Origin of the sequence: Croceicoccus sp. Ery15, from assembly GCF_020985305.1 — a bacterium.
In the GTDB taxonomy this organism is placed as follows: domain Bacteria; phylum Pseudomonadota; class Alphaproteobacteria; order Sphingomonadales; family Sphingomonadaceae; genus Croceicoccus.
Genome location: NZ_CP087588.1, coordinates 2727501 through 2745790, shown reverse-complemented (window position 1 = coordinate 2745790; position 18290 = coordinate 2727501). Strand labels below are relative to the sequence as shown.

Annotated in this window: 17 protein-coding genes and 1 tRNA gene; 1 reads left to right on the top strand and 17 read right to left on the bottom strand. The window is 65.3% G+C overall.

The window, feature by feature from the left end:
* Positions 1-2: 2 nt before the first annotated feature.
* The 10 genes from LOZ77_RS13430 to LOZ77_RS13385 all read right to left on the bottom strand — a co-directional run bounded on the left by LOZ77_RS13430 (position 3) and on the right by LOZ77_RS13385 (position 8542).
* Entirely contained in the window at positions 3-974 is a 972-nt protein-coding gene (locus tag LOZ77_RS13430) for a M48 family metalloprotease (RefSeq protein WP_230279507.1), read from the bottom strand.
* Complete coding sequence (locus tag LOZ77_RS13425; protein WP_230279506.1) at positions 971-1750, bottom strand: DsbA family protein; 780 nt, start codon at positions 1748-1750, stop codon at positions 971-973. Before LOZ77_RS13425 ends, LOZ77_RS13430 begins: the two co-directional genes overlap by 4 nt.
* A gap of 28 nt (positions 1751-1778) precedes the next feature.
* Positions 1779-3176: a M48 family metalloprotease gene (locus tag LOZ77_RS13420; protein WP_370638012.1), complete on the bottom strand. Its 1398-nt coding sequence runs from the start codon at positions 3174-3176 to the stop codon at positions 1779-1781.
* Positions 3177-3251: 75 nt separating this feature from the next.
* A complete protein-coding gene (locus LOZ77_RS13415; protein ID WP_230279505.1) occupies positions 3252-4352 on the bottom strand; it encodes a phosphatase domain-containing protein in 1101 nt (366 codons plus the stop codon).
* A gap of 68 nt (positions 4353-4420) precedes the next feature.
* Positions 4421-5269 carry a hypothetical protein gene (locus LOZ77_RS13410; protein ID WP_230279504.1) on the bottom strand — a complete coding sequence of 283 codons (849 nt, stop codon included), beginning with the start codon at positions 5267-5269 and terminating at the stop codon, positions 4421-4423.
* Positions 5270-5386: 117 nt separating this feature from the next.
* Positions 5387-6265 (bottom strand): CoA ester lyase, encoded by an 879-nt coding sequence (locus LOZ77_RS13405; protein ID WP_255671132.1) that lies wholly within the window; start codon positions 6263-6265, stop codon positions 5387-5389.
* 12 nt (positions 6266-6277) lie between these two features.
* Entirely contained in the window at positions 6278-6724 is a 447-nt protein-coding gene (locus LOZ77_RS13400) for a DUF2141 domain-containing protein (protein WP_230279502.1), read from the bottom strand.
* Positions 6721-7488: a sterol desaturase family protein gene (locus LOZ77_RS13395; RefSeq protein ID WP_230279501.1), complete on the bottom strand. Its 768-nt coding sequence runs from the start codon at positions 7486-7488 to the stop codon at positions 6721-6723. The genes LOZ77_RS13400 and LOZ77_RS13395 overlap by 4 nt, the downstream gene beginning before the upstream one ends.
* Before the next feature lie 126 nt (positions 7489-7614).
* Positions 7615-8112 (bottom strand): MmcB family DNA repair protein, encoded by a 498-nt coding sequence (locus tag LOZ77_RS13390; RefSeq protein ID WP_230279500.1) that lies wholly within the window; start codon positions 8110-8112, stop codon positions 7615-7617.
* Between the two features lie 40 nt (positions 8113-8152).
* Positions 8153-8542 carry a hypothetical protein gene (locus tag LOZ77_RS13385; protein WP_230279499.1) on the bottom strand — a complete coding sequence of 130 codons (390 nt, stop codon included), beginning with the start codon at positions 8540-8542 and terminating at the stop codon, positions 8153-8155.
* A gap of 182 nt (positions 8543-8724) precedes the next feature.
* Here LOZ77_RS13385 and LOZ77_RS13380 point away from each other — a divergent pair.
* Positions 8725-8801 (top strand) — tRNA-Arg (locus LOZ77_RS13380).
* A 7-nt stretch (positions 8802-8808) separates the two neighbouring features.
* Here the strand turns inward: LOZ77_RS13380 and arsB are convergent.
* The 7 genes from arsB to LOZ77_RS13345 form a co-directional block, all read right to left on the bottom strand.
* Positions 8809-9867 carry an ACR3 family arsenite efflux transporter gene (gene arsB, locus LOZ77_RS13375; RefSeq protein ID WP_230279498.1) on the bottom strand — a complete coding sequence of 353 codons (1059 nt, stop codon included), beginning with the start codon at positions 9865-9867 and terminating at the stop codon, positions 8809-8811.
* Between the two features lie 25 nt (positions 9868-9892).
* Positions 9893-10321, bottom strand: coding sequence for an arsenate reductase (glutaredoxin) (gene arsC / locus LOZ77_RS13370; protein WP_230279497.1), 429 nt, complete (start codon positions 10319-10321; stop codon positions 9893-9895).
* Positions 10318-10650, bottom strand: a complete 333-nt coding sequence (locus LOZ77_RS13365) for a helix-turn-helix transcriptional regulator (protein ID WP_230279496.1) — start codon at positions 10648-10650, stop codon at positions 10318-10320. The genes arsC and LOZ77_RS13365 overlap by 4 nt, the downstream gene beginning before the upstream one ends.
* Before the next feature lie 167 nt (positions 10651-10817).
* Positions 10818-14024, bottom strand: coding sequence for an autotransporter domain-containing protein (locus LOZ77_RS13360; RefSeq protein ID WP_370638011.1), 3207 nt, complete (start codon positions 14022-14024; stop codon positions 10818-10820).
* Between the two features lie 113 nt (positions 14025-14137).
* The gene (locus LOZ77_RS13355; RefSeq protein WP_230279494.1) at positions 14138-16612 is read right to left on the bottom strand and encodes a TonB-dependent receptor; all 2475 of its coding nucleotides are present in this window, start codon (positions 16610-16612) and stop codon (positions 14138-14140) included.
* Positions 16591-17508 (bottom strand): FecR domain-containing protein, encoded by a 918-nt coding sequence (locus LOZ77_RS13350; protein ID WP_230279493.1) that lies wholly within the window; start codon positions 17506-17508, stop codon positions 16591-16593. Before LOZ77_RS13350 ends, LOZ77_RS13355 begins: the two co-directional genes overlap by 22 nt.
* Before the next feature lie 38 nt (positions 17509-17546).
* Entirely contained in the window at positions 17547-18113 is a 567-nt protein-coding gene (locus tag LOZ77_RS13345) for an RNA polymerase sigma factor (protein WP_230279492.1), read from the bottom strand.
* Positions 18114-18290: the final 177 nt, after the last annotated feature.

Here is an 18290-nt window from a genome sequence, read left to right as displayed (position 1 = left end):
CGTCAGGGCTTGGCGTCCTCGCGGCTCATCGGGAAGCGGCCGGACCAGTCGTAAGGGGCGGCATCCAGCGCCGCGATCAGCGCGCGTTCCTGTTCGATGGCGTCGATCCGTTCGTCCCATGCGTCATGGGTGGGGGCAAGAAAGCCGTAATCGTGGTGGCGCATCCATTCCCGCTGAAAACGCACTGCCCCTGCCGTGTCGAAACCGGCATTGGCCAGCAGCCAGACCGAAAGCCGGTCGGCCTCGCGCTCGTTATGGCGGATCTTGCCCCAGCTCTTGCCTTCCTCGATGCGCTTTTGCGGATGGCGCAGCAGGTTGTGCGCCAGTTCGTGCGCAATGGCTGCGGCCAGCATGTCATCGTCGGGGATCGCATCGACCAGCCTGCGGGTGACGAGCACGCGTTGCCCGTCGGCGCGCGCCGAATCGCCGCTGGTCAGCAGTTCGAAGCGGCTGGCGCAGGCGGGCACTCCGGTGATCGACAGTTCTTGCGGGCCATCCGCCGTGCCGATGGCTATGGCCAGCGCGCCATCGCGGACCAGCGCGGCGTCGATCCGGTCATGCAGCGTGGTCAGCCTTTGATAATCGCCCGGTTCCGCATCGGGGAATTGTGCCGCGTCCACACCGTCCAGCGCCATCACCGGCCGGTTGGCGCGCAGACCCGCCTTGTCGGCAGGCGATCCGCTGGCGACCGCGCCGATGGAGATGTCGCTGTCCAGCCCCAGCGCGGCACGCATGGCGGCGGGATCGGTCCAGCTATGGCTGTCCTGCAACAGCAGGCCGACGGCAGGGATCGTGGCCTGACAAAAGGGCGCATTGGCGCGGATCAGCCGCCAGCCGATCGATTGCACCCGCGCGTCCAGCATCTGCAACTGGCGATAGGGGTTCGCCTCTTGCGCCGTGGCGGGCAGCGCCGGCAAGGCCATGGCCAGCGCGGCCAGCGCGGCCAGCGCCGCTTTCATGGCGCGATGCGTCACCGCTTTTCGGGGTAGAGCGCCACGCGCAGGGCAGACTGGCCGACCGCGCCTTCCATCACCTGATCGCCCGCGATCCATGCGGGCGTGCCGCTGATCTGCAATTGCTGGGCGAATTCGCGATTGGCCTCGATCTCTTTCGCCACGTCCTCGCTGCCGGCATCGGCGCGGGCGCGGGTCATGTCGAGGCCCGCCTGTTTCGCGGCCAGTTCGATGGCATCGTCGGTGGGACGGCCCTGTGCGTACATGGCTTCGTGAAAGGCTTCGAACTTGCCCTGTTTCGCAGCGGCCAGCGCCATTTTGGCGGCTTCCACCGAGCCTTGGCTGAGGATCGGGAATTCGCGGATCACCACTTGCAGGTCGCTGTCCGCCGCGACCAGCGCTTTCACATCCTCGACCGACTGGCGGCAATAGCCGCAGGCGTAATCGCTGAATTCCACCAGAACCTTGCTGCCCTTGGGATTGCCCAGCACCGCGCCGGGAAAAGCCTTGGTCAGCCCGTCGCCCGCATTGGCCAGCTGTTCGGTGGTCTGGCGGCGCTGCAATTCGGCGATCGCCTCGGGCAGCACTTCGGGATGTTCGAGGATATATTGCCGCACCATCAGGCCGATGGCTTCCTCCTGCTCTGCCGAGAAGCCCGCCGCGGCGATCGTGGCCTTGGCATCGGCGTCGGCATCCTCGGGCCCGTTGGCGCGCAGGGCCCAGAATGCGCCCAGCACCACCACGGCCAGAAGCGCGGCGACCAGCACGATGCGAAGCGGGGATAGGCGGAAAGTCATGGCGGATGGGGACCTGTCGTTTCGGATGTCAGCGGCGTTTCGATCGTTGTTCGATCTGCGCGCGCGCTTCCATGGCAATATCATTGGCGCGAAGCCAGTCGGGCGTCGATTCGGGCAGCGATGCGCTGGCGGCCTGCGCGTTTTGCAGCGCCGCGCCGGGATCGCCCGTCATGATCTGCTTTTCCGCGCTGGCCAGACGCGCGCGGGGCATATCGCCCTGTGCGTCATAGATGCGGCCCAGCAGATACCATGCGGTGGGATTGTAACGGTCGCGGGCCACCGATGCGCGCAGCACGCGCTCCGCCTCTTCGTAATGGTCCTTGTCCTCGGTCGCGATCAGCGCATGGCCCAGCATGGTCGCGATCAGCGGCTGGAACCGCGTGATTTCCACCGCTTCGCGCAATGACGCCAGCGATTCGTCGGGCCGCCCCGCTTCCAGCAGGACCTGTCCGCGCAATTCGAGGAAATAGGGGTCGTGCGGCGCTGTGGCGATCAGCGCGTCCACCTCTTTCAATGCCATGTCGACGCGCGCTTCCTTGTGATAGGCATAGGCGCGGGCATAGCGCGCAGGCACGCTGGTATCGCTGGCCGGATAATGGGCCAGCGTATCCTTGGGATCGGCCAGATAGCCGTACAGCTTGGCCTTCACGCGGCGGAAGCGCGCCTCGATATCCGCATTATTGGGCCGGTCCCACGCGGGGTCGCGCATATAGACATGTTCCAGCGTCTGGATACGGTCGCGCGACAAGGGGTGGGTGCGATAGAACGTGTCCTCGGACTTGGCGAAATAGCCCGCGCGATGTTCAAGCTGTTGCAGTTTCTGGAAAAATTCGATGCTGCCGCGCCCCGACATGCCCGCTGCCGACAGATATTGCGCACCCGCTAGATCGGCCGCCGATTCCTGCCCGCGCGTAAAGGCCAGAAACTTGCCCATCGCCGCCTGCTGGCCCGCGGCCATCACGCCCATCGCGGCCTCTCCGCCGCCGGCCGCCGCGGCCGCCACGCCCAGCAGCAGCGAGAGGATCGAGATATTGGTCGCCGCCTGCGCGCCCTGACCGATGCCGATCACATGGCCGCCGGTGATATGGCCCAGCTCGTGCGCGATCACGCCCTGAACCTGCAGCGCGTTATCCGCCTCTCCGATCAGGCCCGCATGGATATAGACGACCTGCCCGCCCGCGACGAAGGCATTGACCGACGGATCGCCGACCATGACGACATCGACATTATTAGGCTCCAGCCCTGCCGCTTCGATCAGCGGGGCGGACATGTCCTTGAACAGTTCCTCCGTCTCGGCATCGCGCAGGATCGATTGCGCCATGGCAGGGCGCGCGGAAAACAGCGCCAGCGCCAGCAGGGCGGACAGCCACATCGCGGCGCGCGCCAGACGGCGCAACGGAGCGGAAGAGTGTTTCGGACGCGACATGTTGGCCATTGTTCTAGTGATCGCAGGGCGTGCCCACAATGGTGTGAACGCATGCTGAAGGGCGAAAGACGCGCGTTATTCGGTCTGGCCGGACCCGCTGCCGCTGCCGGTTTCGCTTACGGTTTCGACAATGCGCTCCGCCTCATGATCGTGGGCCAGGCCGATGCGGTCCAGAAATTGCCGCCCCATATCATACTCGCTGCCCAGCCACAGCGGCACGCCCGCGCGCCCGATATCGGCCTTGGCCTGCTCTTCCTCTGGCGAATGCGCCTCGCCCGCTTGCCGGATGAAGATCGCGGCGATGCGATCAGGGCGGGCCAGGACGATTTGCGCAAACGCGACCAGATCGCCCTGCGTATCGTCGCCGATCAGTGCGAAACGCAGGTCCGGATAAAAGTCGAGCAGGCGTTGCATGGCCAGCACCTTGTGCCTGCCATGGCTGGCCGATCCGAACGTCTCGCGGTTCAGGCCCCAATCGCGCAGTTCCAGCGGGCCGAGCGGCAGGCCGCGGCTTTGGATGAAAGTGGTGAGATAGGCGAACAGGTTCCACGGGCTGGACGAGACATAAAAGAACGGATGGCGCGTGGCGGGCAGATGCTTGCCCGCAGCTGCCGGCAACAGCCCGCCCGATAGCGCGCCATAGAACCGGTCGGACCCGGGCACTTGCACCCGTTCGGCGGGCATTTGCGCCAGAATCCGCTGCCAGTTCCTGAGAACGGAGCGGAATCCACCCGTGATTCCCGTTTCGATGATCGTATCGTCGATGTCGGATATCACCGCCAGATCGCTGTCCTCGCCGGGGGCCAACACATAGCCCTCTGCCGATTGCGCCCCTTCGCCGTCGTTCCATGTAAAGCAGATGGTCTCCCATTCGGTCTGCCGCGGCATCGCCCAGTTTTCGAGCGGCAGGTCGAAATCCAGATAACCCTCGTCATCGGTGAAACCGGCGTGGAGCGAGCTTTCGCCCGAAGGGGCGCGTATTTCGAGCTGGATCGGCAGCCCCGCATATTCGCGCGAGGCGAAATGCGAAGCGAGCGCGCGCATTTTGGCCAGCCGCGAATCGTGGTCCCAGCGGGGTGGACGGTTGCGAAGGGCGCGGCCCGCGATACGCAGCCGTGTCACGCTGCGATGGCCGAAAAAGGGGAATATGACGGGCGGCGTTCTGAGCAGCGGCATAGAGCAACGACCGTGCATGGTCGCGACAGTCGGGTCAACGGCTGCAGCGGTCGGAAATTGGCGCGGGCCTACAGCCCTTGTGCGGCGCGTTCGACCCCGTCACGGTCATAGGGCAGTTCGCCCAGCAACACGACATTGCCCGAGCTGAGGCGGCGAGCCATCAGCAGGGTGAATTCGGGCCCGTCCGCAGAAAGCGTATCGAAACCCGCGGGCGTGATCGACCGCAGCCGTTCGGCCACCGGCTCTGCCACCGCTTCGCCCCATGGCGTTTCGGTTTCGGCAGAGGGGCAGGCCAGCTCTACCGAAGCGGGAAGCGATCCGGCGACATCGCCATCGGCCAGCTCCTTCCAGTTGAGCACGCCATAGACGTGATCGATCTCGTGCCCGTTCGACGAAAAGGGCAGCAATATGCCGCGATAGATCGCCAGCCGTTCGGGACCGGAGGCGAATTCCGCCTCGAACCCGATGGGGGCGCGGTTGGCCAGCAGCTCGCTGTAATGGTCGGTAATGCGTGTCAGCAGGCTGTTGCCCGGAACGTCGGACAGGCGCGCCGATTGTTCGCCCAGCGCGCAGCCGCAGGCACGTGCCAGCGATCTGCCCAGATGCACGATGCGCGGATCGCTGTGATCCTCCGACAGGTCGAGCAGCACCGAATAGGGTCCGAAATCGGGATGGCCTTGCGGGTCCAGCCGGTAGATTTCGGGAAAATCATCCTCGCCCAGCAATCCGGCCCAGTAATTATAGGCGCGCACCTGCATGCGGCGTTCGTCCTGCCCGATGGCGGGCGGGGGCGCGTGGCAGGCGTTGGCCTCCGCCTCTGCCTCGGCGAAATGTTCGAAACCGGTCAGATCGAGTGGATCATCGGGACAAAGTGCATCCGGCGCGCCGACATCGCCGAAGAAGCGCAGCGTATCCATGCAGTGACGTCCCCCTCGAATCGATCAGCAGCGGTCACGCACGGTGCGAGTCCCCACGGCCTCCAGACTCGCGCATAGAGGTAAACAATCGGTTAAATTTCGCATTTGCAGCGCGTTTCAGCCGCGCGCGGCGATGGCCTTTGCGCGGGCGATCAGGGCGCTTGCCTCGTCGCGGTGCAGTTCTTCGACCATCTGGCCGTTGACGGTGACGACGGCCTTGCCCGCATTGGCGGGGTCGGCAAAGGCCGCGACGATCGCCTCCGCCTCGGCCAGAGCGTCAGGGGAAGGGGCAAAGGCCGTGTTGGCAGCGTCGATCTGCGACGGGTGGATCAGCATCTTGCCGTCGAAACCGAACATGCGGCCCTGTCGGCATTCGCCATGCAGCCGCTCGTCCTCTCCGATCGCGTTCAGCACGCTGTCGATCGCGACCAGGCCGTGGGCGCGCGCGGCCATCACGCATTGCGACAGAACGGGGACCAGCGCCTCGCGCCCGACGGTGCGCAACATGCCGGTTTCCTTGGACAGATCGTTCGCGCCCAGCACCAGCCCGCCCAATGGCGTGGTCGCGGCCATTTGCGCAATCCGTTCCAGCGCCAGCACCGACGCCGCCGTTTCGATCATCACCCATAGCGCGACATCGGCGCCATAGCCCGCTGTCGCCATGGCGCCGGCAATCGCCTCTACATCACCGGCAGAGGATACCTTGGGCACCAGAATGGCATCGAGCGGCGCGCGCGACAGGGCGCGCAAATCGTCTGCGCCCCATTCGCCGTCGATCGGGTTGATCCGCACCACGCGAAAGCGCGGTTCCAGCCCTCCATCGGCCAGCGTCTGCGCCACCATGGCCCGCGCCTCCACCTTTTTTTCGGCGGCGACGGCGTCTTCAAGGTCGAAGATCACGCAGTCGCAGCCAAGCGCACGCGATTTTTCCAGCGCGCGGGCATTGGAACCGGGCATGGACAGAGCAGAGCGGACGATGGGCAGATTGGCAGGCATAAGGATACGACCCTAGATGATATAGCGCATGCGGATCGACTGGTTGATACCCTTGCCGTCCACGTCAAAGGCGGCATCCTTGAAGCTGGGCGGCCCCATCCGCAAGGGCGCGTCGCGCGAAAAGCCGAACCCTTCACGCGGGATCAGCAGCGCCTTGTCGATCTTGCCGTTCGCATTTTCGTCATGCATCAGCGCAATGGCATAGCGGCCGTTGGGCACGTTGCTGAAGGTGAATTCCAGATGCTGCGATGCAGGCAGGGTCAGCGTGCGGACCGCGCCTTTTTCGCAATCGGGAAAGCTGTCGCGTGTGGGGGCAAGGCAGGCATGCACCTCTCCCTTGGTCGAGCGCAGGTCGGTAACGGTGACGTGGATCGACCCCGTTTGCGCCGCCGATCCGGCATTCGCACCCGAAGTCAGCAACAGGCCCGCGACGGGTGCTGCAAGCCATCGTGAAATCATTTCGCGTCCCATCCTTCTGCCGCAAGGCCCCGGTCGGTTCCGCACAGGCGATCCCAGAACCGGAAATAAAGGCCGTAATTACAGCGATATCGATCGTGGTGAAGCTGGTGGTGGCTGGCCGTGATCAGCCCGCCGCCAATGGGTGAGCGGACGAGGCGGCGGGGAAAAACCTCCCACCCCATATGGTTGGTGACGCCCATGACGGTCATAATCGCCAGCACTGCGCCCAGCACGCCCGCATGGATCGGAATGACGAAGACCAGGGCGGGAATCACGATGGCACCGGTAACCGCCTCCCACGGGTGAAAGGCCATTGCGGCCCATGCAGTCGGCGGGCGGCTGGCGTGGTGAACGGCATGGGCCACGCGAAAGATGCGCGGATGATGCATGGCGCGATGGGTCCAGTAGAACCAGCTGTCATGCGCCACCAGATAGAGCGCCAGCGACACCGGCATCCACCACAGCGGAAAGGCATCGGGATCGGTATAGATCCGCGTCCAGCCATGGGCCTGCCAGCCCCATGCGACGATGCCCGCGGGCGCGCCATAAATCGCGGCGGAAACAAGCGACCAGCGGATTTCCTGCCGGATTTGCGGGTTCAATCCGCGATAGAGGCCGGGCCGGGCCGAACGGGTCGCCCACGCGAACATGCCGCTGGCCAGTACATAGCGCAGCGCGACAATCGCGATCATCGCCAGCACCGAGAACATGGCGGCGAGGATTCCGGCGAGGATTCCGGCGTCAGGGGCGGCATCGAAAGCCATGGAGCGGTCCATAGCGCGGGCGCTTCGCATCGGCCAGATGTGCGGCAAGCAACGGTGAATCGGGGGAAAACTGTGGCGGGTCCGACACGGAACCAACGCCGTTCAGGCCAATCCTGACGAGCGCCCCTAATCCCCGCCCCATTGCGCACAGGCGCTGTCAATCTCAACCTGTCGCCGGCGCATGGCAGCGCGGGCCAGCCGTTCGACCTGCGCCTTGCGCCGTGCCGGTGCCAGCTTTTGCAGCGGAGCGGGGCGCAGGATTTCGGCATCGTAACCGTCGGCCACGATCACCCCGCAGCGGTCGGGCAGGAAATTCTCCCCCTCAAGACAGGCGCGGTCGAGGTCGGGCGACAGGCCCCAGAAGAACCGGTCGCAGAAATCGAGGTAATCGGGCCATTTCGCATCGCCCAGCAAATCGCCGCGGGCGACCTTGATCTCGACAATGACGATATGCCCCTTGGCATCCACGCCCATCAGATCGGCGCGGCGGCCGCCGGGCAGCATCATTTCGGGGATGCACCAGATATCGTTGCGCGCGAACAGCCGGCAAATCCCCCGCGCGACATCGCCCGACAGATGCGGAGAATTTACGGCAGCAACGGTAGCGAGCGGCGAATCAACCATGCCCGCAGCGTAGTGAACATAAAGAGAACGGGCAAGCGGCTTAGTGCGTGTTTCCGGTCAAACGTCCACGTTCGCGTTCGAACCGGGCGAGCAGGGCGCGAGCCGCGATCTTGCCGTCGGCGCCATGTTCGCGGGCCTGCAACACGGCGTAAAGGCCGGTTTCCAGCATGGAGCACAGATCGCCCAGAACCGCCTCCATCGCGGCGCTGCGCCCTTCGGGCATGGCGACGGGGTACAGATTGGCATGACGCTCGGTCCCCGGAACGCTGGAGCCTGTCAGCGCGGCCAGGGCCCCCGCCGCCCGATGCATCGCCGCCCAGCGCGGGGCAAGCGGATCGGTCCCGCCGTCACGGGCAGGTGCCGCAGTACGGGACTGGCCGTCCGGACCGGCATGGTCGAAGTCATGGGCGAATTCGGGCATTGCGTTCATGACCGAATCCCATGCGGCAGGAACGGTTTAATTCCTCTTAATTCCGGCCCTGCTGGCTACCCCTGTATCAGAACAGGGCAGAATCGCGGGGTACCGTTCGGGCGGTCTTTACCGCCACACCGTCAAAAGGGGCTGGCGCCGTGCTGGGGCTGCTGCTAAGCGCCTGCCACCCGGCACATCAAGCACCCATAGCTCAGCTGGATAGAGCGCTGCCCTCCGAAGGCAGAGGCCAGAGGTTCGAATCCTCTTGGGTGCGCCATTGCCCGTCATTCCGCCGGAAATGCGCCGCGCGTGCGGTTGGCAAGGGCGACCAGCGACAGCATGACGGGCACTTCGACCAGAACGCCGACCACCGTGGCCAGCGCTGCCCCGCTCGACAGGCCGAACAGGCCGATGGCGACTGCGACGGCCAGTTCAAAGAAGTTCGACGTGCCGATCAGGGCGCAAGGCGCGGCGATGTTATGCGGGATCCTCCATGCCTTGGCCGCGGCATAGGCGATGGCGAAAATGCCGTAGGATTGCAGGATGATCGGTATTGCGATCAGCACGATCAGCAACGGGTTCGACACGATGGTCCCCGCCTGAAACGCGAATAGCAGGATCACCGTGGCCAGCAAGCCGACGATCGACCATGGCTTCAACCGCGCGGTGAACGAATCGACCGACGCGATATCGCCGCCGTGGCGCGCGATCACCCGCCGCCGGGTCAGCGCGCCCGCCGCCAGCGGGATCACGACATACAGCACGACGGAGAGCAGCAGGGTTTCCCAAGGCACGACAATATCGGTCACGCCCAGCAGCAGCGCGACGATGGGCGCAAAGGCGACGATCATCACCAGATCGTTCACCGATACCTGCACCAGCGTATAGGCGGGGTCGCCGCGCACCAGTTGCGACCATACGAACACCATGGCCGTACACGGCGCTGCCCCCAGAATGACAAGGCCCGCGATATACTGGTCGGCTGCGCTGTCGGACATCAATCCGGCATAGAGATAATCGAAGAACAGCACTGCCAGTGCCGCCATGGTGAAGGGCTTGATCAGCCAGTTCACCACCAGGGTCACGATCAGCCCCTTGGGCTTGCGGCCGATATGTTTCACGCTGGCAAAATCGACGCCCACCATCATCGGATAGATCATTGCCCAGATCAGCACGGCGACCACGAAGTTGACCGATGCATATTCCAGCCCGGCCAGAACGCCGACCAGATCGGGCGCGACCAGCCCCAGCGCCAGCCCCGCCAGAATGGCGGCCAGCACCCAGACCGACAGATATCTTTCGAATGTGCCCAGCGGAGAGGGCTGCGCGGTGGTGTCGTTCATGGCGATATCCTGAAAGCGAAAGGGGTCAGCCGATGCGCAGGCCGTTGTCGTCGACGATGTGTTCGCCGTCTTCCTTGGTAAAAGCGCCGCGCTGGCGGGCCGGAATGATGTCGAGCACTTCTTCGGACGGGCGGCAGAGCTTTACCCCCATGGGCGAGACGACCAGCGGGCGGTTAATCAGGATCGGGTGTTCCATCATCGCATCGATCAGCGCGCTGTCGGGCAGGGCGGCATCGTCCAGTCCAAGCTCCGCATAAGGGGTGCCCTTTTGCCGCAGCAATGCGCGCGGCGTGATGCCTGCCCGTTCGATCAGGCTTTCCAGCATCGCACGCGATGGCGGGGTTTTCAGATATTCGATCACATGCGGCTCGATCCCGGCATTGCGGATCAGGGCCAGCGCATTGCGCGACGTGCCGCAATCCGGGTTGTGATAGATGACGATATCGACGTTCATGCCTGTGTTCCCGTTTCGCATTGAACCGGCGGCTGGACGCAATCCGCACCGCCGCAGCAATTTTCCAGAAGGAAGCCGACCAGACCGTTCATCGCCGCATAATTGGCGCGATAGATGATCGAACGGTGCTGCCGCTCCTGATCGACCAGACCGGCGGCGTGCAATTGGGAAAGGTGGAAGGATAGCGAGCTGTTCGGCACGCCCAGCGCATCGGCGATGGCCCCTGCCGCCATACCGTCCTGCCCGGCCTGCACCAGCAGACGGAACAGCGCGAGCCGGTGTTCCTGTGCCAGAGCGGTTAAAGCCGTCAGTGCGTTATCGGCATTCATCGTGCGGGTCGCGGCCTCTTATTTCGAATATGGTCGAAATGAACATCTGCGGGGCGAGAGTCAATCGTTGTTTCGAGTATTATCGAAATGAGTGTACATCGAATAAAAAAGGGGCGGCGCTGCCCGCTGGCTGCGCCGCCCCCCGATTGGCCATTACGGCGCGGGAATTACCACACGATGCGCATGTTCCCGCGCAGCGCGATGGCAGTGTTGTCGAACCGTTCCTCTGCCGACAATTCGCCGCCCATGATGACGCCGCCGGGGCCGCCCATCACGCGCAGGCGGCCATACCAGCCGCTGGTCGATGTCTCGCCCTGCAGCGTGAAATCGTCGCCGTCGGCAAAGCGGGCCGTGGTTCCGCCCAGATCGCCCGCCAGCACTTCGCGCCAGCCGCCTTCGGTCTCGATCCGCAGCCAGCCATTGTCGCGCGAACCCATGCCCATCAGATCCGCGCCCAGCACCATGCCCGCGCTCAGGCCCAGCTCGTCGCTGCTGCGCTTGTCGACGGTCAGGTCGAGCGCTTCGTCGCCGCCGCTCTCGCTATAGCTGTCTTCGTCCAGCTTGACGTAATCGACCATCACTTGCGGGCGGAAGAAGATATAGCGCCAGCCGCCCTCTGCCGAGGCGCCCGCCGCAAAGCTGACGAAATCGCCGTCCCACTTACCCTTGATCGTGCGTTTCACGCTCTCGCCATCGGATGTGCCGGTAAACACGCGCTCGCTCTTGATGTCCGACCGGCCGATCGCGCCGCGCAGGAAACCGGCAGCCGGCCCCCAATTGCCGCGCCAGTGCGCCGCCACTTCGTAAGAGCTGTTCTTGACGTCGCTGGCCATGCCGTTGGTATGCTGGTTCCACAGGCTGGCGATGGTCGCGCCGACATGGCCGAAGCCGGTGTCATATTCGCCGGTCAGCGAAAATCCGTGGCCCTGCAGATCATAGGCGCCGCTGTCGCCCAGCCCCTTGTCGCTGTTCCACAGCGCAAGATTGAGCGTGGCGGTAAACGCGCCATCGTCGATGATCGGGCTGACCGGGTCCTGCATCTGGCGGATCAGCGTGCGTTCGCCTTGTGCGATCCCTTCGAACACGCCGCCCGCATGGTCGGGCAGCATGCTGGCGACGGTCTGGCGGAACGCATCGCCATCGGTGATCGACAGGAAGCTGCCTTCGATATCCTCGTCCTGCGACAAGGCGGCGAACACCGCGTCATAGGCCGCCGCGCCCGAACGGTTGAGCCCCAGTTCGGCGACCGTGCGCCGCGCGACATCGACCGTCAGCGTATTGGCGGGCGCATCCTCGCTGATTTCGGCCTTGAACATATAGGGGACCAGCGTGTCGACCGTTTCCAGATCGTCGAGCCCCGTGATCGACGCGGCGGTCAGCACATTATAGCTGCCCTCTGCCGTGGCGACATCGGCCAGCCGCAGGGCCAGCTTGGCGCCATCCGCAAAGCTGGCGGTGCCCGCGACGGTAATCGCCGTGCCGCTACCCGCCGCGCTGTCGAGCGTAGCGATCAGCATGCCGGTTTCCCCGACCGACAGCGATGCGATGCTGGCGGGCTTGTTGATGTCGAGCGTGCCGCTGGCAACGCTGACGGCCAGATTGCCGCTGTTCGCCAGTTCGCCGGAAAAGAACGAATTGCCCGACAGTGCCAGCGTGCCCGCGCCGCCGCCGAAATCGGCGCTGCCGATAAAGCTGGAGGTTCCGGCCAGCGTCATTTCCGAAGTGCCGGTGCCGAACGACACCTTGCCCGTCTGGACCGCATCGCCGCTCAGCCGCAATGCATCGTCGCCTGCGCCAAAGTGGACGTCGCCGGTCAGCGTGCCGTCTGCCAGATCGAGCACGTCGTCGCCGCCCGCGAACAGCACATCGCCCGTGATGGCAGGCGCGGCATGGCCCGATGCGACCTGCGTCTGGCGCACGGTCGTATCGCCATTGGCAGCGGACAGGTCGATGGCGATGTTGCGTCCCGTGCCCGCCTTGGCGCCGGTAGCCGAAATGCTGCCCGCATTCTCGATCAGGGACAGCGTGCCGCTGGCATCGCGGATGGCGACGGCGGTACCGTCCTCTGCCGTAGCGACGGCCTTGATCGATCCGCTGTTCTTTACCGTCGGCAGGCTGGCACCCTGTTCGACCAGCACGGCGACGGCGCGCGTATTGGCGGCAGAGGAGCCGCGCGCCTCTATCGTGCCGGAATTCTGCAGCAGCGGCGTGCTGGCCCCCGCGCCAAGGCGCAGCGCGGTGGCATTCGCGCCGTTCGACAATGCGCCGACGCCGCCCGAAATGCCGATGCCATTGGCGATGGTGACGCCATGCCCCTGTCCGCCGATAGCGATCCCGTTCGCGTCCACGCCGGTATAGACGCCGCGCCCTTCGGCGATGCCGTCGACGATCAGGCCGAATTTGCTGGCCGTGCCTGCCACCTCGCCGATCGCGATATCGCGGTCCGCCGATCCGATGGAGATCGCCGCCGCCTTGCCAAAGGATGTCACCTTGGCCGAACCTTCCTTGGAATCCTCGATCCCGTCGGAATCCTCGTCATTATTGGCCGGATCGCTGTCCTTGGGCGCGATGGCCAGGATGATGCCGCCGCCGACATTACCCTCGATGCTGATGGCGGGGCCGCCTTGCAGCAGGTCGTCGGCGTCCAGCTTGGTCGCATTGGCCGGTGCGCTGGTATAGCGATAGCCGCTGGCGCTGATCGTGCCCTGCACCACCATCGCGCCCGACACATCGCCGCCAAAGCGCGCGCCGATGGCGTCCTCGCCCCTGGCCTCGACCGTGCCCGCCAGCCGGACCTTGCCGTTAATGGCCTGCGCGTCCACGCCGATGCTGCGGTCGCCCAGCACGCTGGTCTTGCCGTCATGCACCAGATCGCCGGTCAGCGTGCCGCCCAGCGCGATGCCGGCCGAATCGTTGCCCTCGATGGTAATGGTGCCGCTGTTGACGATCTTGCCGTCATGCGCGCCCATGGTGCGAATGCCATAGCGGTTGCTGCCCAGCGCGAAGGGACCGTCGAGGTCGCCGTCATTATCGTCGTCCTTGGGCGCATAGGGTTCGTCGATCGTGATCGTGCCGGTATTGACGATATCGCCGCTGGTGCCTGCCGCCGCGCCGATGCCGGTCGCGCCGTCGGCGTTGGAAATGGCGATCTTGCCGCCATTGGTGACCTTATGGTTGCTGTCCATCGTCACTGCCGTGCCGCCATTCACGGTGACAGAGCCATTGCTGGTGATATTGATCGCATCCGCCGCCCCTTCATTGACGGTCGAGGTGGCAATCGGCGCGGTGCGCGCATCGGTGACATCCTTGGCGCCGGCCGTTGTCGAGGCGATGGCGATGGCGGCAAAGGCGGTAGAGCAAAGCAGGTTACGCACGGTTCTGGGCATCCTTCAGATCGGTTACGATCCGTCAGACGGAGCCGGCGCGGCGCTGCCTTGAAAAAACCAGAACGAAAAACCCTGATTTGAAAAAGCCCGAACCGGAAGATTCAGAACCTGCGGTCGATGCCCAGCCTGATCGTGCGCGGGCGCAGCGGGGTCACCTGATCGCGGTTGTCGCTGAACGGCGTGCCGAGCGAGAAACGGTTGCCGCGCATGTCGGCCAGGTTCGAAATGCCCAGCGTGATACCCAAATCGTCGCTGCCGATCCGCACATCGATCCCGCTGTCGAGGTAATCGCCCTGCCGCTCGCCCAGTTCAGGCCCGATGCCAAGGTGCGAAGGGCCGACATAGCTGGCCCAGCCATCTGCCGTCAGCCACCAGTCGCGGCCGACCGGCGCGCTGTAGTTCACGCCCAACCGCCCTGCGAATTCCGCGATATTGGGTATCTGCCTCGTGCGCGAGCGCAGTTCGGGCTGCGGCTCGTCGATGCGGCTATGGTTCCATGTCGCGCCTGCCTCTATCCACAGGCCCCGCGCCACTTCCGCCGCGCCCGACAGGCTGGCCGACCAGATGCGACCGTCGCCGATATTGGCGGTGCTGGGCAGGCCGCTGCCATCGACATAGTCGGCCTGAATATCGCGCCAGTCGGTATAGGAAAGGCTGACCGCCATGCTGAACGGATCGCCGCTGGCAGGGCTGCCAGCCCCCGCGCCGGAGCCCGCCCGCCCGTAGCGCGCACCGATTTCCCATGTGGAGGTGCGGTCGTTCCGGAAACGGCGGACGAATTCGCTTTCGATGGCCAGCCCGCCCGGGCGGAACCCCTGCTGGTAACGCGAATAGAGCAAGGCGCGGTCCGACAATTCGGCATGCAGCGCAAGCGAGGGGAGGAAATCGACCTCGGTCCGCCGCGCGGTAATCTCGGCCCGCGCAAGGACAAGGGCCGGGGCGATGACGGGCGCGACATCGTCGGCCCCGCCGCCCAGCCGTGCCCATGTCAGCCGCCCGCCCGCCGTGGCGACGATGACCGGCGCAATCCGGTAGCTGGCTTCGCCATACAGCGTCGCCTCGTCCACGATATTGGTAACGCCGGGCGTATTGGCGCGCATCGTGACGATCAGCTCGGAAAACGGCTCGACCGGCGGTTCATAGCGGATGAATTCGCGGCGGATATCGCTTTCGCTATGGGTCAGGCTGGTGCCGACCAGCCAGCTGAAACCACGGCTTTCGGGCGACCACAGCCGCGTTTCATTGGCCACCATGCGCGCGCGGTTCGACTGTACGAACAGCCGGTCGGGCGACATTCCGGTGGCGGCGTCGTACCGCTCCTCAAGATCCTGATGCACGATGCCGGTGGTAGAGCGGAAGCGGATACCCCCGAACGCGCCGTCCACGACCACGCTGCCAAGCGCGTAATCGATATCCGCCCCCTCGGTCACCGCGGCAGTGCTGGTCAGCGGCGGATCGCCGCGGTCGGCATATTGGGCATCGCGCGCATCGATGGTCTGGCCAAGGGCGGTCAGCTCGACCGACCAGACGGGCGACACCTCGATCCGCCCCGTCAACCGTCCGCCCGCGATCCGCGTCCGGTTCACGTCGTCGCGCCCCGCATCGGGCTTGTCGATATAGCCGCCCAGCGATGCCGCATCGACCGTTGCGCGAAAGGCGATATTGTCGGTGGCGGGGATATTCGCGGTCAGGCTGGCATCGCCGCCGGGCGACCCGTGCTGGGTCAGCGATCCGCCGATCTGGCCCGACAGGCTGGCATCGTCCATGCGCGGCGCATTGGGCACCATCCGGATGATGCCGCCCAGCGCCCCCGCGCCGTAAAGCGTGCCCTGCGGCCCTTCCAGCACTTCGACACGGTCAAGGTCCGACAGGCGCAGATCGGGATCGGGCGCGTTATAGCTCAGCCGCAGATCGCCCCAATATTGCCCCACGGTCGATTGGGTGGGGCCGGTAAAGCTGGAATCCGCGATGCCGCGAATGAACAGCTTGTTGCGCCCGCTGCCCAGATAGGTCGACGATACGCTGGCAATGCGGCGCGTGATCTCTTCGCTGCCGCCGCTGCCGCCCAGTTCGATCAGCCCGCCATCCAGTACCGAGACTTGCGCCGGTATCTGTTGCGGCAACAGATCGCGCTTGCTGGCCTGTACCACGATTGGTGGGGGCGGTTCTGGCGGAGGCGCAGCGGGTTTGCCCGCATCGGCTGGGCGGGAGGTTCGGGGCGCGGCGCGGGGCGGAGCCGGTTCGATCCGCCACGACCGCGCGCCGGTCGGCACCGCGCGGGCGCCCAGCGCGGCGGCAAGGCGGCGGACCGCTTCGGATGCGGCCATGCGTCCGCGGATCGCGGGCACGTTGCGACGGGCAAGGCGCGGGTCGGTGATTATAATGCTGCTGCCGGTCTGCCGCGCCAGATTGATCGCCACTGCCCCTGCGCGCCCGCCATTGGCCGAAACGTCATTGGCCGAAACCCCTTTGGCCGGGACTTCGGCTTCGCCGGCATGAACGGCCAGCGGTGCGGCCAGCAGGGCCGCAGCAAGGCTCAGGCGCGACAATCGCATTACCGCGTGCCGATCACCCATGTGCCCGATTGCTGCGTGATGCCGACATCCAGCATCGGGCCAAGGCTGGCCGGATCGTCGCGCACCGGTTCGACCAGTATCGATCCGGTGACCGGCCGGTTCGCACTGGCCGGATCGACGGCAAAGGACAATCCGGTCGCGCGCTCCAGCTCCATCGCCACCGCGCCAAGGCTTTCGCCATCGAAACTGAGCCGACCTGCGCGCCAGTCCCCGACCTGCGCGATATCGACGCTGCCAAGGCGATAGCCGTCAGCGCCGCGCGACAATATCTGTCCCGCGGCCACATGGACATTCTGCCTGTCGGGATTGAACTGTACCGCCCCTTCGGAAACGGCGACGCTGAATGCCGCATCGTCGAGGCGCACGTCGAACACCGTGCCGACATCGACGATCCGGTCCTGCCCGACCGTCACGCGGAAGGGCGCGTTTTCGTCATGGCGCACGGTGAACAGGGCGCGTCCCTGTTCCAGGCTGGCATAGCGCGCATCCCTGCGATCGAACGCCACGCGCGATCCGCCCGCGATCTCGACCTTCGTCCCTTCGCCCAGATCGACCAGTTGCATCGTGCCGGGCGCGGTTTCCACCGTATAAAGGTCGGGGGCGGTCTGCCGCCACAGGGCAAGGCTGACCACCGCGACCAGCGCCATGGCCAGAACGCCCCCCATCCAACGGCGCCGGCTTGGCGGTGCGGGCACGAAATCGTCGTTCGCAGGCCGAGTCGCGGCCAGTATTGCGCCCGCTTCTTCCGTGGCGGCGGCGATCCGGTCATAGGCATCGGCATGCGCGGGATCGCGTTCCAGCCACAGCGTGAACGATTCCCAATCGTCGAATGCGGGGTCGCCCGTCCGCACTGCCCAATCCAGCGCCTGTTCGCGGATGGTTTCGTCAATCGCCATGGCACGCTCCTTTGCCCAAGGAGACGGAGACATTTGCCTTATGCCTCATCGCGCCGCTCCTTCCATTCGAGCAGCGCCCGATAGGCGGTTCGCAAATCGCTCTCAACCGTGCTGATGCTGATGCCCATTTCGGCGGCCACTTCGCGCTGCGACAGGCCATCGATTCGGTGACGGCGCAGGATAGCGCCGGTGCGCGGGCCCAGCCGGTCCACCAGATGCAGCAGCTGCGCCACCTCTTGCCGCGCCGCCACTCCCGATTCGGGAGAGGGCTGCTCCGGTTCCGCCTGCGTTTCCGCCCAATCCGAATCGCGACGGGCCGACTGGGCCAGCGACCGGTGCCGGTCGATCATCGCATTATTGGCCATCCGGTAGAGATAGGGCAGCGGCGCAGGCACGGGACCGGCGGGGGCATTGCGAATACGCAGCCAGATTTCCTGCAACAGATCTTCTGCCGCATCGCCCGCGCCGCGCGCCTTCAGGAATCGCAAGAGTGCGGGCCGGTTCTGCAGATATGCCGCCTCAAGCCCCGAAGCGGGGCGGGTCGTGCTATCCTCTCTATGGCTGTCCCGCTCCACGGCGATTGTCGATCCTGCCTTTCGGCCCATGCAGATATTCGCTGGGCGGCGCGTTGCAATAGACAGCCCTATATAGGGTGCACCTGGAAATCGACGAAAGGTCGACGCCGGACGATCGGTTTGGCGGGTAAACATGGGCCGAAAGGCGGTTCGGGGCAGCTGTCAGGCTCAGTCCGGACGCCTAAATGGCTGAAATCCGCGGAATTG

What these genes read in the sequence shown, in the direction of transcription:
- LOZ77_RS13400 (WP_230279502.1), bottom strand. Translation starts at nt 6,724, where the DNA reads ATGATTTCACGATGGCTTGCAGCACCCGTCGCGGGCCTGTTGCTGACT.
- LOZ77_RS13425 (WP_230279506.1), bottom strand. Translation starts at nt 1,750, where the DNA reads ATGACTTTCCGCCTATCCCCGCTTCGCATCGTGCTGGTCGCCGCGCTT.
- arsC (WP_230279497.1), bottom strand. Translation starts at nt 10,321, where the DNA reads ATGAACGTCGATATCGTCATCTATCACAACCCGGATTGCGGCACGTCG.
- arsB (WP_230279498.1), bottom strand. Translation starts at nt 9,867, where the DNA reads ATGAACGACACCACCGCGCAGCCCTCTCCGCTGGGCACATTCGAAAGA.
- LOZ77_RS13420 (WP_370638012.1), bottom strand. Translation starts at nt 3,176, where the DNA reads ATGTCGCGTCCGAAACACTCTTCCGCTCCGTTGCGCCGTCTGGCGCGC.
- LOZ77_RS13385 (WP_230279499.1), bottom strand. Translation starts at nt 8,542, where the DNA reads ATGAACGCAATGCCCGAATTCGCCCATGACTTCGACCATGCCGGTCCG.
- LOZ77_RS13345 (WP_230279492.1), bottom strand. Translation starts at nt 18,113, where the DNA reads ATGGGCCGAAAGGCAGGATCGACAATCGCCGTGGAGCGGGACAGCCAT.
- LOZ77_RS13350 (WP_230279493.1), bottom strand. Translation starts at nt 17,508, where the DNA reads ATGGCGATTGACGAAACCATCCGCGAACAGGCGCTGGATTGGGCAGTG.
- LOZ77_RS13410 (WP_230279504.1), bottom strand. Translation starts at nt 5,269, where the DNA reads ATGGATACGCTGCGCTTCTTCGGCGATGTCGGCGCGCCGGATGCACTT.
- LOZ77_RS13395 (WP_230279501.1), bottom strand. Translation starts at nt 7,488, where the DNA reads ATGGCTTTCGATGCCGCCCCTGACGCCGGAATCCTCGCCGGAATCCTC.
- LOZ77_RS13365 (WP_230279496.1), bottom strand. Translation starts at nt 10,650, where the DNA reads ATGAATGCCGATAACGCACTGACGGCTTTAACCGCTCTGGCACAGGAA.
- LOZ77_RS13355 (WP_230279494.1), bottom strand. Translation starts at nt 16,612, where the DNA reads ATGGGTGATCGGCACGCGGTAATGCGATTGTCGCGCCTGAGCCTTGCT.
- LOZ77_RS13405 (WP_255671132.1), bottom strand. Translation starts at nt 6,265, where the DNA reads ATGCCTGCCAATCTGCCCATCGTCCGCTCTGCTCTGTCCATGCCCGGT.
- LOZ77_RS13390 (WP_230279500.1), bottom strand. Translation starts at nt 8,112, where the DNA reads ATGGTTGATTCGCCGCTCGCTACCGTTGCTGCCGTAAATTCTCCGCAT.
- LOZ77_RS13415 (WP_230279505.1), bottom strand. Translation starts at nt 4,352, where the DNA reads ATGCCGCTGCTCAGAACGCCGCCCGTCATATTCCCCTTTTTCGGCCAT.